The organism is Actinosynnema mirum DSM 43827, from assembly GCF_000023245.1.
Classification (GTDB): domain Bacteria; phylum Actinomycetota; class Actinomycetes; order Mycobacteriales; family Pseudonocardiaceae; genus Actinosynnema; species Actinosynnema mirum.
Genome location: NC_013093.1, coordinates 7,560,273 through 7,576,023, shown reverse-complemented (window position 1 = coordinate 7,576,023; position 15,751 = coordinate 7,560,273). Strand labels below are relative to the sequence as shown.

Below are 15,751 nucleotides of genomic sequence, written 5' to 3'. Positions count from 1 at the left end.
GGTCGACGGGGTGGCGTCGGCGCCGGGCCGCCCGCCGTTCGACGGCAGCGCCGACATCGGGTGGCTCTCGACGGCCGGGGGCTTGGAGAGCCACCCGAACGCCTGCTTGAAGATCCTCCGCGACGGCGCGTTGGGCGCGACCGGCTCCGGGTTGGACCGCGACCGGGGCGCGCTGCCCTCCGGCTCCGGCTCGGGCCGGGTCCGCTGGACCTCGGGCTCCGGCTCGGGCCGGGTGCGGGGGGCGTTCCGCGCGTCCTGGGCCGCGTGGTCGGCCTGCTGCCGGGCCTTGGCCGCGTCCGTGTGCGGCGAGTACCTGCCGTCGACCACGTCCAGTTCGATCCTGCCGCGCGGCGGGAGGGACGTGCCGGTGGCCGCCTTGTTCGCCGCCGGGTTCAGGTACGGGGCCGCAGGGGCGAACGGCTGGTGCGTGGTGGAGCCGTCCGGGCGGTGCAGGACGATCTCGGCGTTGAGTTTCGTGGCGAGCATCCGCACCGCGAACTCGTCGGCCTTCGCCTGGACCGGGTCCTGCTCCAGCCGCAGCGACCCGACGTCCGGCAGCTGCGTGGACGGCGGCGAGTCGACGTCCATGGCGGCGTCGCGCATCTCCACGTCGGCGTCGGGCGTGATGGTGGCGATGGGCTTCCAGCCGTGCTCGCCGTCCGGCTCGAAGACCGTCCCGGAGACGATCTTGCCGTTCCCGTCGTAGACCGGGTTCTCGACGAGGTTCCCGTTCTCCAGGAACGCGCCGTGCTCGGGGTTTGGGTGGTCGACGTCCTTCCAGACGTCGATGTCCTTCGGCCCCCTGCTGAAGTCGTTCGGCAGCAGGTCCAGCTTCACGTCCTGGCTGAAGTCCGCGAACAGCTTCCCGCCGGGCTGCACGAGCGCCTTCACCAGCGCGCTGTTCTCGTTCACGGCCAGCTTGTTCTCGTGCAGGAAGTTCGAGAACGCGGTGGACAGCTGGGCGCTCTGCTCGTCCTGGAACTTCTTGCTCGCGCCCTGCGCGGTGTGCGGCTTCGGGTCGAGCCCGTAGCCCAGGACCTCGTTGCGCAGCTGCGCGGAGCTCGTGCCCTCCCAGAGGTCGGGCTTGCCCGCGAGCTCCCAGCGCGCCGCGTCGTACAGGCCGTCGCGCGCGGGCGCGTTGGTGTTGCCCGCGATGTCCGTGCCGCGCTGGTCGCCCCGGACGCCGGACGGCGTGGCGGGCAGCGAGCTGATCTCCTGCGCCAGGCCGAAGAACCGCTTGGTGGCGGCCTCGGGGCTGGACATGGCGGTGTGCGCGCCCGCCGCGGCCTTCTCCGGGGACGCGGTCGGGTCGTTCTGGTAGTTGCTCTGGACGCCCGCCCACTGGCCCTGGCCCTCGCGGCCGGGGAGCTCCGCGGAGATGGCCTTGTTGAGCGGGTTGTCCGACAGGGCGCCGACCTTGCGCTCCCCGCCGGGGACCCGCTCGTTCTTGGCGTCGAGGCCGTCGGGCTCGGGGTTCCAGCCGGGCTGGTCGCGGTTGCCGGGGACCTCGCTGCCCTGCTTGACGCCCAGCGGGTCGCGCTCACCGGGCTTGTGCCCGTCGTAGCCGCTGCGGTACTTCGCGAGCGAGGCGCCCGCCTTCGCGCCGCGGTCGTTCATCTTCTTGCCGTCGCCGTCGACCCTGCCGTCGCTGCCGAAGAACTGGCTGGCGACGCTGGTCAGGTCCATGTGGCTCTGCGGCAGGCCGCTGCTCGACGCCCAGCCCAGCGCGATGCGGGACAGGTCGGTGCCCGCCGCGCCCTCGACGAAGTCCACCTGGAAGGGGATGCCCCGCTCGGGGTGCCGGAAGTTCTGCGCGTCGACCTGGAGCTGGGACTCCCGCTCGTGCAGGTGGTTCTCCAGCAGCCCCACCAAAGGCTTGAGCTGCGTGACCTGGGGCGAGTCGGGACCCGCGACCCTGGTCCAGGCGTCCAGCTTCCGCTGCAGGTCCTGCAGCTGCTGGTAGCGCGCCTGGTGCTCCGGGGGCAGCGCGTCGACCAGTTCGCGCGCGAACTGGTCGTTCAACCGCTGGCTGAGCCCGGCGAACTCGCCCATGCCCGCGCCGAACCGCACGTCCGTGTTGGACAGCGGCACCGACGCGTCGAGGAACAGGTTCGGCTCGGGGCTGTAGGGCAGCATGGGCGCCACGCCGGTCTGCCGGACGCGGGTCTCCATGTCCTGGTTGATCTGCTGCTCGAACTTCTCCGCGAAGTCCGGCTTGGTGATCTCGGCCTGGGCCAGCCGCAGCTTCTTGAGCGTGTCGAGGTTGTCCTTGGCCTGGTCCACCCTGGCCTCGGAGTCGGCCTTGACCTTCTTCTGGGCGGCCGTGAGGTTCTTCTTCGGGAGCTTGGCGACCTCCGCCGCGTGGGCCTGCTTGGCCGCCTCCAGGTTCGAGGTGAGGGTGTCGACCGAGTTCGAGGGCAGCTTGCCCATGCCCTCGTCGATCCGGGCCTGGACGTCCGCGACCAGCTGGACCTTGTCGTCCACCCGGTAGCCGCCGCTGACCATCATCGGGCGGACCGGGTCCAGGCCCGGCGCGACCACCATGCTGTCCGAGACGTGGTTGAACACGTGCTTGCCGCCGGGGACCGTGCGGGTGCCCGTGTCGAAGTCCTGGATCGACAGGTACGGGTGGGTGCCCTTGCCGCCCTGCGCGCCCAGCGCGCCGACCGCGAACTGGTTGGCGTCGCTGACCATCGTCTCGTTGCGGACGGTGCCGAACGGGAACGAGGAGCCCTTCCACGGCGGCAGCTGCACGAGCGCGACCGGGGGCGGGTTGCCGTTGAACCGGGGGTCCGCCTTCAACGCCGCCATGGCCGCGTCGATCTTCGCGGCCATGTCCGCCTCGAGCGCCCGCACGGCCTCCGGGTCGGGCGCCCGCTTGCCCTGGGGCGGCTCGGGCGACTTGGCGTTGACGCCGACGACGAAGACGACCTTCGGGTCGCCGGGCCGGTCCAGTCGCCCGCTCGGGCTGCCGGGGTCCGCGAGGATCGACTCGACGACGTCCGCCAGCGACTTGCCGGGCGTGTTCAGGTCGTTGACGTTGACCATCGAGTTGACGACGAACGACGGCGGCTTGCCGACGCTCTCCTTGAGCGTCGCGGTGTGGTCGTAGCCGGGGCCGTCGTGCGGGACCGCGACCTGGTTCGACCGGCTGCCCGCCAGGTCCAGGAAGGCGTCGGTGGCCTTGACCCTCGGGCCGAGGTCGTTCGCCGAGATCCGGGGCCGCACGTTCGGCGGCGACAGGAAGCCGTCCGGGATCTTCGGGGCGCCGCCCCTGCCCCGGCCCACGTCGGTGGACGGGCCCGCGACCGCGTCGCCGCCGGTGCGCGCGCGCTTCTTCGTGTCCTGCTGGGCCGCGTCGGCCGAGTGGTCGCGCTTGGGCGGCATCTCGCGCGTCGGCCCGTCGTGGTTCGGGTCGACGACCCGGCCGTCCGAGGGCTTGCCGTCCGGGTTGAACTGGGTGTTCGGGCTCGGCGGGGTCGGGCTGCCGTCGAGCGGGGCCGGGTTCGGCATCGAGGTCTGGCTGAGCGCGGTGCTCTCGACCGTCCACAGGTGGCGCGGCAGCAGGCGGGCGTCCGGGCCCTTCAGGCCGCCGCCCATCATGCCCTTGTCGCCCACGTGGACGCCGGAGTTGCTGTCCTTCTCCAGCAGCACGCGCGCGCCGCTGCCGGTGTCCTTGCCCTCGTCGGGGACGCCCAGGTAGTGCAGGATCTCGTGGGCCAGCACGTTCGGGTCCGCGCTCGGGGACCAGGTGGTCTGGGTGCTCTTCGAGACCGGCTTGCCGTCGGGGCCGACCGGGTCCGCGTTGACCGCGACGTTCTGGTGCGGGCTGATCGAGTCGAAGTCGACCCGCACGTGGAACTGGTCGCCGCTGGGCAGGCGGTTGCCCTGGTTCAGCAGGGCGTTGACGCCCTTCTCCGCGTTGGCCTTCAGGTCGGCGATCTGCTGCGCGGTGACCTTCGAGTCCGGCTGCAGGTTCAGCTTGACCGTGTACTCCTGGACGAACTTGCCAGGGGCCACCTCGAAGCGGCGCAGGTCGTACTTGATCAAACCGTCGATCTTGTCGACCCGCGACGGGGTGCTGGTGTTCTGCACGTCCGCGACCGTCTGGTCGACGGTGCGCACGTGGGCGTTGTCGCGGTTCGGACCCCACGTCGACGGGTCGGCCGGGTTCGCCTTGTCGAACCAGGGGGCCGAGTCCTTCTGGTAGTGCTTCCAGTTCAGGTCCGACAGCACGTCGGTCTTGCCCGACAGGTCGGGGCCCTGCGCCTCGGGCTTGATCCAGTTGTTCAGGTCCAGCGGCGCGGCGGGGGTGGGCGTCGGCGGCAGCGGGGGCGGCGTCGGGATCGACGGGTCCTGCGGCGACCGGGTCTGGGCAGAGGTGTCCCGCGCGGCCGGGGTCTGCGCGTTCGGGTCCTGGACCGACGGGTTCTGGACCGACGGGCTCGGCGTGAACGGGTTCGCGCCGAACAGGCCGCCCCGCGCGGGCGGGACGTCGCGCGACGGCGTGCCCGCGTCCACCGACCGGGCGCCCGGCGCGGGCGCCTGGGTCTCCGGGCGGGTGAAGTACTGCGCCTCGGGGCGCGCCGCCGACGTCGGGACGTCCGGCGTGCCGTCCGGCCGCGCCGCCTCGGGCGACGGCTCGGAGCGGGTGCGCTGCGGCGGCTCGGCGTGGAACGTGTTCCTGCCGTTCGAGTCGACGTCGTGGTAGATCCGCAGCGGATCGCTGTTCAGCTCCGCGACCGGGTCGATCCGGGTCGTCTGCTGGTTGTTCAGCGACACGATCTCGATCGGCCTGCCGAGCTGCGAGGCCAGCATGTTCGCCGCGAGCTCGTTCGCCTTCTGCGCCTGCGCGTTCTCGACCGGCGAGTCCGGCCGGTTCGTCCACGGGCTGGGCTGCACCAGGCTCTGCACCAGGTGGCCGGGCGGGACCGGGTTGTCGATGCTGAAGTCGCCGACCATCTTCGCGATGTCCGGGTCGTTCTGCACCCCGCTGATCGTCTGGTGCCGCAGGTCGACCGACGTGTCCGGCCCGACGCCGTCGCGGCGCGCCGCGTCGACCGCGTGGAACAGCGTCCCCGGCGCGGGGGGCGGCGCGGTCGGCAGCACGTACGCGCCGATCACGTGGATGTTGTTCTGCACGTTGATCGGCGTCGGCGCGGTGATCAGGTTCACCGCGGCCACGTACTTCATCGACGGGTCGATGCCGACGTTGATGTTCCCGAAGTCGCCCTTGTTGCCCGGCGTCGTGGCGATCGAGTTGGCGAGCTTGTGCTTGTCCTGCGTCCCCAGGAGGTCCACGTTCTCGCCGGGCTTCCAGGTGCCCCCCTGGTTGTTCCCCTGCGGGTTCGCGACCGCCGGGTTCCGGCCCCCGACGTCCATCGAGGTGTAGTCGTTCTGGAAGTCCTTGAAGCTGATGCCGCCGCGCGCGGCCTGCGTGTTGTAGAACCGCTGCATCGCGTCGTGCGCGGGGACGTGGCTCTGCGGCAGCGCGCCCGTGTCCGCGAAGGTCTCCACGAACCGACCGAGGTCGGTCTCGATCGAGCCCCCGTAGAAGTCGGTCTTGAACGCCTCGCCGCGCTGCGGGTGCTGGTTGTTCTGCGCGTTGGCGGCGGCGTTGCCCTCCAGCGAGCCGTACAGGTCCTCGATCTTCATCTCGGGGTTGTACGAGGGCGGCGTGAAGCCGTCCTTGGCCGCCTGGTACTCGGCCGAGTAGTGCGTGTTCAGCTCGCTGGCGTACAGCTTGTGCATCGCCGTGGCCAGACCGCCGTACTCGGCCCCGGTCTTGCCGAACTCGGCGTCCTTGATCGCGGTGGCGGCCACGCCGTCCACGAACAGGTTGGGTTCCGGGATGTACGGCAGCAGCGGGTGCGTCTTGGCCAGGTTGTCGCGGGTCTGCATGTCGTTCGCGATGGCCCGCTCGAACGCCGTCTTGAACTCCGGCGTGTCGATCCGGTTCCGCCGGGCCTGGAGCTCCCTGATCCTGGCCTTGGGCTTCTTGGTGTCCTTGGCGTCCTGGATCTTCTGGTCCATGAACGCCCGGCCCTTGTCGAGCAGGGCGTCGAAGTCCGGCGTCGGCCGGTAGCCGCCGCCGATCAGCAGCGGCCGGTTCGGCTGCGGCTTGCCGTCGACGGTGACGTCCACGTTCGACGTCATGTCCGTGACGTGCTGGAAGATGTGCTTGCCTGACGGCACGTTCCGGCTGGCGACGTCGAAGTCCTGGATCGACAGGTACGGGTGGCTGCCGTTCTTGACCATCGCCGACACCGCGAACTTGCTGATGTCGCTGTTGATGGTGTTGTTGCGCATCGTCCCGTACGGGAACTTGACCTTGTCGCTGCCCTCCTTCTTCCCCTTGTCGGGGTCGAAGGTGCCCGCGTTGACCAGCGCGATCGGGATGTCCGGGCGCGCGTCGATCGCGGGCTTGACGTCCTTCATGACCTGCTGGATCTGGGCTTCCGAGCCCACCTTGCCGTTGACGCCGAAGACGAAGGCGACCTTGTCCTTCTTGATGCCGTCCGGCAGGTTCGACGTGATGCTGTCGATCACGGCGTTCAGCTCGTTCGGATCGCCCAGCTTCGAGTGCGGGACGATGATGCTCACCACGAACGACGGCGGGTGGTTGTTCGCGACGCTGTGGTCCAGGTGCCCCAGGTAGTTGTTCGCGTTCGGCACCTTGACCGGGCCGCTTGCGAGCTTCGCGAACGCCGGGTTGTACGTGCCCATCCTCGGGTTGAGCGTGATGGTCTTGGCGTTCGGCAGGTCGTAGGGCGGGCCGGGGGTGTTGTCGACGTCGGCGTGCCCGTCGACCATCTCCACGTCGGCGACCCTGGAGTCGGACGGCTGGGCGTCGGGCATGCTCACGTCCGACAGGCTCGTGTCCGAGCGCGGCGGGCCGACCAGGTCGCGGAACGACTGCGGGTTCGCGCTGGTCCTGGCGCCGCCGAGGGCCCTCGGGTTGTCCTTCAGCGACTGCTCGCGCAGGGTCGACTCGACGTCGAGCAGCGTGGCCGGGTCGTTGCCCCAGGCGCGCACGTCGTTCGCGGCCCTGCGCACGTCATCGGCTGCCGCGTCGTGCTTGGCCTGCACGGCGGGCAGGTCCCGCTGCGCGCTGACGGGACCGGCGGTGTCGACCTTGGCCTTGGCGACGTCGAGGTCGGCCTTGGCCTGCTTGTAGTCGAACTCGGCCTTCTTGAAGTCGCCCCACGCCTGGGAGCGGGTCTGCGGGAAGTTCTCGCGCTGCTTGCCGAGGTTCGGGCCGGGGTGGCCGTTCGCGTCGGTCTCCAGCGCCTGGTCGAACTTCGCCCGCAGGTCCGGGGACAGCGTGAGCGGCGCGTCCGGGCGGCCACCACCGGGCTGGGTCTCCGGCGCGCGGGTGGTGGGGGCCTGGGTGTTCGGGGTGGTGGTGTCGGGGGACTGCTGGTTGGTGGACTGCTGGTTGGTGGACTGCGGAGTCGGGACCTGGCCGTCGACGCCGCGGTCGTTCGAGACCTGGGTCTCGGGTGCGCGGGTGCTCGGGGCGTCGGTGTCCGGCCTCGCCGTGCTCGGCGCCTGGGTCTCGGGTGCGCGGGTGCTCGGCGCCTGGGTGTCCGGAGCCTGGGTGTTCGGGGTCTGGACGCTCGGGGTGTCCACGCCCCGGTCGTTGACGCCGGGCACGTCGGTGTCCGGCCTTGCCGTGCTCGGGACCTGCGCGTCGACGTCGGACCGACCGCCCGGCACCTGCGCGTCCGGGGACGCCGGGGTGGGCGTCGTGGCGTTCGGCGTGGGCGTCGGCGTGCTCGGCCTGCTGCCGCCCGGCGTCTGGTCGTCGGGCGTCGGCGTGCTGCTGTCCCTGGGGGAGCCGGTGTCGCGCGGCGCGTTCGAGTCGGGTCGCGCGGTCGGGTCGGCGGGCGGCGGCGGGGGCGCGCCCCGGTCGCCGCGACCGCCTCCGGGCGGCGCGCCGAGGTCGTCGCCGCCGCGGTTGCGGCTCGGGCCGGGGTCCGCGTCCCGGTCTCCCGGCGGGGGCGGCGGGGTGCCGGTGTCGCGCGCGGGCGGCGCGTCGACGGCGGGCGGCGCGGGGGTCAGGTTGTCGCGCGCGGTGTTCAGCTCGGCGAACGCGGACTCGATGTCGCGGTTGAGCTGCGCCTGGGTGTCCGGGCTGACCGGGCCGTTCATCTGCGCCCGGTGGTTGGCCTCGATCGCGGTGTCGACCTGGCCGACGGCGTTGTCGTACCGCTGCTGCGGCGACGCGGGCGCCGAGGTGGTCGGGGGCGCGATGGTGCGCGCGTCGTTGAGGTTCGCGAACGCGGACTCGATGTCGTTGTTCAGCTGCGCCTGCCGGTCCGGGCTGACCGGGCCTTCCAGGTGCGCGTCCAGGTTCGCCTCGATGGCCGCGTCGAGCTGCGCGATCGCGTCCACCTCGGGCTGCGACAGCGGTGCGGGCGGGAGGCCGCGCGCGTCGCCGAGGTCGGCGAAGGCGTTCTCGATGTCGCGGTTGAGCTGGGCCTGGACTTCCGGGCTGACGGGGCCGTCGATCTGGGCCTGGAGGTTGGCCTCGATGGCGGCGTCGACCTTGGCCTGCGCGTCCACCTCGGCCTGCGACGGCGGCACGGGCGGGAGGCCGCGCGCGTCGCCGAGGTCGGCGAAGGCGTTCTCGATGTCGCGGTTGAGCTGGGCCTGGACCTCGGGGCTGACGGGGCCGTCGATCTGGGCCTGGAGGTTGGCCTCGATGGCGGCGTCGACCTTCGCCTGCGCGTCCAGCTCCGCCTGCGAGGGCTGGGCCTGCGGGGGCGGGAAGACGTTCGCCGTCAGGTCCTTGTCCTGACCGCCCGCGAGCGCGGTGGCGATCTGGTCCAGGTCGAAACCGCCCTGGAACAGCTGCGGCATCTCCGGCAGGATCACCGGCTTGAAGCCCTGCTCCAGCAGCAGCCTGGGCAGCAGCAGGTGCACGTTCAGCCTGCGGTTGCCGTCCTGGAACGGGTGGATGATGTGCGAGGTCCGCACCACGCGGGCGATCTCGCGCAGCTTCTCGTGGTCGGTCTTCGCGTTCGCGGTGTTCTCGTAGTAGCGGGTCAGCACCGCGTCGATCAGGCCGGGCGCCTCGTCGAACCGGTAGTTCGTGCTGATCGCGGGGTTGTCGTAGCTGTGCCGGTTGAGGATCGTCAGCGGGTCCTGCACCGGGCCCGTGGACGGGTTGGCGAAGTGCGCCTGCATGTCGATCATCAGCGGGCGGCCGTTGATCGAGTCGCTGAGCACGTCGGCGGCCACGGTGTCGTTGCGCAGCGGGAACTCGGTCGGGATCGCGTTGCCCTGCGGGCCGAGCTGGCCGGACCAGTCGAACTGCTGCTTCAGGTTCGCGGTCGCGAGCTCGTGCATCCGCTTGTAGTCGGCGGAGGTCAGGCGCTGCGCGGACATGTCCGGCGGGTTGAGGACCTGCTCGTACGCCGTCTCCATGCTCTGCTTGAAGCCGGGGGACGACTGCGTGTCGTACAGGTTGCCGGGGTCGTGCGGCTGCTGGGCCTGCGCGTCGTTGTGGTCGCGCGGGTCCAGGAAGAGCCGCCACCACTGGTCGCGGGGCAGCACGGACTCGAGGTTCTGCGGCTGGCGCGCGGGCGGCACGTCCACGTCGGGAGCGGCGTCGGCGTCGGCGTCCGCGTCGGACTTGGCGTCCGGGCTCGCCGGGTCCTGGACAGCCGGGTCCTGGACAGCCGGGTCCTGGACGGCGGGGTCCTGGGTCGCCGTGGCGGGCGCGGGCGAGTCCGGGCGTGCGGTGTCGGGGACCGGGGTGTCCGCGCCGAACGCCTGCTCGTGCCACTGCTGGAACCGGGCGTCCGAGGGCGACTCGGCCCGCAGGACCGCGTCGACGTCCGCGGCGGCCTGCTGGATGTCGCTGTGGATGCTGGCGATCTCCGCGTCGATGCCCGCGATCGTGCTGGGCGGCGCGTTGGAGGTGATCGCCTCGTACCGGGCCTGGGTGGCCTGGTCCAGGTCGCTGCGGGCGCCGTCGTAGTTCTCCTGCGCGCGGGCCAGGTCCGGCGAGGGCGCGCGCGGCGAGGGCGGGGCCGGGTCGAAGTCCGGCAGCGTCGGGCCCTGGTCCACCTGGGTGCTCGGGGTCGGCGTGACCGAGGCGTCCGGCTGGGCCGGGGTGGTCGTGGTGTCCGGCGACGGCGGCGCGGGGGGCGCCGTGGTCGTGGTGTCCGCTGACGGCGGCGCGGGAGGAGCCGTGGCGGTCGCCGGGGTGACGGTCGGCGGCACCGGGGTGGTGGGGGCCAGGAGGTCCCGGATGAGCTGGGGCGCCTGGGGGTCGCGGGTGCCGCCGAGCAGGCGCGGGTTGTCCTTGAGGGACTGCTCGCGCAGGTCGGCCTGGGTGTCGAGCAGCGTGGCGGGGTCGTTGCCCCAGGCGCGCACGTCCTGGACGGACGCGTCGAAGTCGGACTTGGCCGCGTCGAACTTGGCCTGAGCGTCGGCGAGGTCCTTCGGCGCGCTGCTGGGCCCGGCCACGTCGTGCCGCTGCTGGGCCGCGTCCAGCTCGGCCTTGGCCTGGACCACGTTGTGCTCGGCCTGCTTGAAGTTGTTCCAGGCGTCGGAGCGGGTCTGCGGGAAGTCGGGCCGCTGCGCGGTCAGGTCGGGACCGGGGTGGCCCTTCGCGTTGGCCTCGACGGCGGCGTCGAGCTGGGCCTTGAGGTCCGGGTCGACGACGAGGCCGTCCGGGTCGACCTGCGAACCGCGGGTGTCGGGCCTCTGGCTCGCGGGCGCGGGCCGGGAGGCGCCGGGAGACGGCGTGGCGACGGGCAGCGGCGCCACGACCGGCTGGGCGTTCGGGTCACCGGGACGGGTGGACCCGTCGGCGGCCTTGCCGGACGGCGACTGCGCGGCGGAGGGCTGCGCGGCGGGGTTGGACGGGGGGAGGACCGTGGTGGACGCCCCCGGCGTCTGCGCGGCGGGCGGGGTGCTGGCGATCGGGCCGCCGGTCGGCGGGGTGGTGACCGCGGGGCCGCTGGTCGGCGGGGTGGTGACCGCCGGGCCGCTGGTCGGCGGGGTGACCGCCGGGCCGCTGGTCGGAGGAGTGGCAGCCGGGTTGCTGGTGTTCGGATTGGCCGCCGGGTTGCTGGTCGGCGGGGTGACTGCCGGGTTGCTGGTGCTCGTGGTGGCTGCCGGGGTGTTCGCCGCAGGCGGGGTGGCCGCCGGGGTGGCGGTCGGCGCGTGCGTGGTGTCCGCGCCCGGCTTGGGCGCGGTGCTGCCCGGCGCCGGGGCGTTCGGGGTGGTGCTGCCCGGCGTGGTGTTGCTCGGGGCCGGGGTGGTCGACGGGGTGGTCGGCGGTGTGCTGGCCGGGGCCGGGGTGCTCGGGCTGGTGCTGCTCGGCGCGGGAGTGCTCGGCGACGTGGCCGGGGGCGTGGTGCTCGCCGGCGGGGTGACCGAGGGGCCGCTGGTGGGCGGGGTGCTCGCCTGCGGCGTGCCGGGGGTGGGCGGAGCGGCCTGCGGGGTGCTCGCCGAGGGCGGCGCAGGCGTCGAGGACGGGGCGGGGGTGGTCTGCGCGGACGGCGCTGCCGGAGGCGGCGTGCTCGTGGTCTGGGGTGCCGGTGCCGGAGTGCTCGGGGCGTGCGCGGCCGGGGGCTGGGCCGCCGGGGGCGGCGTGGCCTGGCTCTGGGCAGACGGGTGCTGCGGAGCCGGGGTCGGGGTGCTCTGGGGCTGCGCCAGCGGCGCGCTGACCTGCGGCGGCGCGACCGGCGGCGCGCCGACCGGGCCCGCCTTCGGCTGGGTGGCCGGGGGCGGGGTGTTGGGCGACTGGGTGCTCGGTGGCTGCGTGCTCGGCGACTGGGTGCTCGGCGACTGGCTGCTCGGCGACTGGGTGCCGGGCGGCTGCGTGTTCGCACCGGGGGTGGTCGCCGGGGCCGGGGTCGGGGTGCTCGTGGTGGGGGCGCTTGTGCTCGGCGTGCTCGCCGGGGGCGGCGTCGCCGGGGTGGAGGTGCCCGCCGTGCTCGGGGCCGAGGGCGGAGCCGGAGGGGCGGCCGGGGGCGTCGTGGACGTCGGCGGCGTGACCTGCGGGGTGTTCGGGGCGACCGGCGGGGGCGTCGGCGCCGCTGCGGGCGGCACGTTCAGGCCGCCCCTGTTGCCCTGCGTGGCAGCCGGGGGCGTGCCCTGCTGGTTCGTCGTCGGGGTGTTCTGCGCGTTCGGCGCAGGAGTGCTCGGCGAGGTGACACCGGGCGTCGGGCCTGCCGGGGTGGGCGTGCTCGGCGTCTGGTTGGCCTGCGGCGTGCTCGGCGACTGGCTCGCCGGGGACGGCGTGCTGGGCGACGGCGTGCCGGGCGACTGGGTGCCGGGCGACTGGGTGCTCGGCGTGGAGGTGCCGGACGTCGGGCTGGCCGGGGTCGGCGTGCTCGGCGTGGAGCCGGCCGGAGGCGGCGTGCTCGGGGTCGGCGTGCTCGGGGTCGGCGTGCTCGGCTGCGACGACACCGGAGACGGGGCGCTCGGCTGCGACGACACCGGGGTCGGCGTGCTCGGCTGCGCGGGCGTCGGGGTCGGGGCGGTGGCCGGAGGCGTGAAACCGCCCCGGTTGCCCTGCGCGCCAGGCGATTGCGTGCCGGAGGGCTGCGCGCTGGGCGTGCTCACCGCGCCGGACGGGGGCGGCGGGGTGCCCAGACCGCCTCGGTTGCCCGTGCTGCCCGCCGGGGGCGGGGTGGTCGGGGAGCCGGGGGTGGACGTCGTGGGAGACGTCGGCGGGGGCGTGGTCGCCAGCGGGGGCGGCACGTTCAGGCCGCCCCGGTTGCCCTGCGCGCCCGGCGGGGTGGCCCCGGTGCTCGGGGTGGGCGCGTTCGTGCCGGGCGGGGGCGTCGTGGGCGAGGGCGTCGTGGTCGGGGGCAGGCCGAGGCCGCCCCGGTTGGCGGGCGCGTTCGGGCCGGGCGTGCCACCGGGCGTGGTCGCGCTCGGGGCGCCGGTCGTGGGGGTCCCGAGCGGCGGGGGAGCGGTGGGCGTCCTCGGGGTCGGGGTCGGGGCCGCGCCCGGCGTGGACGGGCCGGACGTCGGGGCCGACTTCACCGTGCCGTCGCCCACCGGGGGCTTGGGCGCGTCGAACACGCCCTTCGGCGTGCTCGGGCCGCCGAACTTCGAGCCGCCGCCCGTCGTCGCGGCCGGGGGGACCGCGCCACCCGCCGCGGGCGGGGGCGCCATGCCGCCCGCCATCGGGGGCGTCGCGCCCGGCGCGGTCGGGGCGCCGGGGCGGCCACCGGGCTGCGCCGTCTGGGACGACGGGGGCGTCGCGCCCTGCGTCGGACCGGAGGTGCCCGGCATCTGCGCGTTGGGCACCGGACCGCCGGTCGTCGGCGGGGTGCTGGGCATCGCGGTCGGGATCTTCGGCGCGCCACCGGGAGCGCCACCGGGAGCGGCACCAGGCGGCGTCGAACCAGGCGGCGTCGAACCGGGCGGCGTCGAACCGGGAGGCGTCGAACCGCCGGTCACCGGCGGGGTGCTCGGCGTCGCCGTGGGCACCTTCGGCGTCGGGGTCGGCGCGGCGGCGGGGGTGGACGAGTTGGACGTGGGCGCGTTCTTGATCGTCCCGTCGCCGCCCACCGGCGGCTTCGAGGTGTCGAAGACGCCCTTCGGCGTCCCCGGCGTGACGTACTTCGACCCGCCCCGGTCACCACCCGCGTTCGGCACGCCGCCCGCACCGGCGGCGGGCGCACCCGCCATGCCGCCGCCCATGGGCGTGCCCATCCCGCCCGCGCCCGTGGTGGGCCGGGCCGTCGTGGGCGCCCCGGTCTGCGACGTCGGCGAGGTGACCGACGGCGACCCTGGGGCCGATCCCGGAGCAGACCCGGTCGGCGACGAGCCGGTGGGCGTGGCGGTCGGGACGCCGCCGAACGAGCCCGCGCTCGGCGTCGGGATCTTCGGCGTCCCGCCGCCGCCCGTGGTGGGCGACGCGGAGGGCTTGGCGGTCGGCACGTCCGTGCCCGCCTTGGGCGCGGACGAGATGGTCCCGTTGCTGCCGACCGGCGACTTGCCCGCGTCGAACACGCCCTTGGGCGTGCTCGGCGTGACGTACTTGGACCCGCCCCGGTCGCCGCCACCCGCCGTCGCGGGCGATCCCGCGGGCGAGATCGGCGGAACGCCGCCGAGGCCGGGCGTCGCACCCCGGCCACCGGTCGACCCGGTCGGGGAGGACGGCGTCGAGACCGCGCCGCCCGTGCTCGTGCTGCCGCGCACCCCGCTGGACGGCCCCTGCGCGCCACCGGTGGGCGGCGTGTACCCGCCGACCGACGGCCCGCCGACCGCGCCCGCCTTCGGCACGCTGCCCGCACCACCGGTCGACCCCTTCGGCGAGGTCACCGGGCTGACCGCGGGCCCGCCGACGGCTCCGGCCTTGGGCACGGTGGTCCCGCCGGTAGCGCCCTTTGGCGAGGTCACGGGCCCCACCGCGGGCCCGCCGACGGCTCCGGCCTTGGGCACGGTGGTCCCGCCGGTAGCGCCCTTTGGCGAGGTCACGGGCCCCACCGCGGGCCCGCCGACGGTCCCGGCCTTGGGCACGGTGGTCCCGCCGGTAGCGCCCTTGGGCGAGGTGATCGGTCCCACCGCGGGCCCGCCAACGGTTCCGGCCTTCGGCGTGGTCCCGCCGGTCGCACCCTTGGGCGCGGTCACCGGTCCAACCGCAGGCCCGCCAACGGTTCCGGCCTTCGGCGTGGCCCCGCCAGTCGCGCCCTTCGGCGAGGTGATCGGCCCAACCGCAGGCCCGCCAACGGTTCCGGCCTTCGGCGTGGCCCCACCGGTCGCGCCCTTCGGCGAGGTGATCGGCCCAACCGCAGGCCCGCCAACGGTTCCGGCCTTCGGCGTGGCCCCACCGGTCGCGCCCTTCGGCGAGGTGATGGGTCCAACCGCAGGCCCGCCAACAGTTCCCGCCTTGGGCGTTGCCCCACCCGTGTCGCCCTTGGGCGCCGTGACGGGCCCAACCGCAGGCCCCCCAACGGTTCCCGCCTTCGGCGTGGCCCCGCCGGTAGCCCCCTTGGGCGCGGTGACGGGCCCCACCGCGGGCCCACCGGTGGCCCCCTTGGGCCCGATCGGCCCGTTGCCGGTGGCCCCAGGCACGTTCGTCGGCGCCTTGACCTGGGCCCCACCGGGCCCCTTGGTCCCCAGCGGCCCACCCGTCGTCGCACCGGGCACGTTGGTGGCCTGGCTGGTCTTCGGACCCTGCGGCCCGGTCGTCCCGATCTGCCCGGACGTCGACGCGCCCGGCACGTTGGTGGCCTGGTTGGTCTTCGGCCCCTGCGAGGACGGCGCCCCGATGAGCCCGCCCGCCGCGCCCGCGGGCTTCTGCGCGCCCGAATCCGGGTTGATCTTGGTGAACTGCTCGCGCGCGAACTGGTCGTTCTGGAAGTGCGTCTCGCGGGTGGCCCTGATCCCGTCCTGGACCTTGCCCATGGTCGTCGCGGCGTTGTTCGCCTGCTCGACGGCCTTCACGTTCGACGCGTTCAGCGCCGGGACCGCCACGATGCCGAGCGGCCCCAGCGCGTTCCCGCCGAGCTGCAACCCGCGCAGCCCGCCGGTGATGGCGGCCAACCGCGACTGGAGGTCGCCCGCCCTCGACTGCAACCCCTGCATGGAGGAGTCGTTCATGGAGAAGCCCGAGTTGCCGGTCGGGCCACCGCCCGAGGACCCCGGCGACGGCGTCGAGCTACCGCCACCCGAGGGGTTCGGGTTCGAACCACCGGGGCTCGGGCTCGAACTGCCGGGGTCCGCTCCGCCGCCGAACTTCGCCATGAACGACTGTCTCCGCTGCTGCTAG

At 74.1% G+C, this 15,751-nt stretch carries 2 protein-coding genes (1 of these 2 running past the window's edge); one reads left to right on the top strand and one right to left on the bottom strand.

Features of this window, described 5'->3' with window-relative positions:
• Positions 1-10,782, bottom strand: partial view of a toxin glutamine deamidase domain-containing protein gene (locus AMIR_RS40780; RefSeq protein WP_015805142.1) — the beginning only. Its footprint begins 17,808 nt before the window's first position; the window shows 10,782 of its 28,590 coding nt (coding positions 1-10,782); the start codon lies at positions 10,780-10,782; the stop codon falls past the left edge of the window.
• Here AMIR_RS40780 and AMIR_RS32005 point away from each other — a divergent pair.
• Positions 10,760-15,751 (top strand): hypothetical protein, encoded by a 4,992-nt coding sequence (locus tag AMIR_RS32005; RefSeq protein ID WP_143760980.1) that lies wholly within the window; start codon positions 10,760-10,762, stop codon positions 15,749-15,751. The two genes, AMIR_RS40780 and AMIR_RS32005, sit on opposite strands and share 23 nt — an antisense overlap.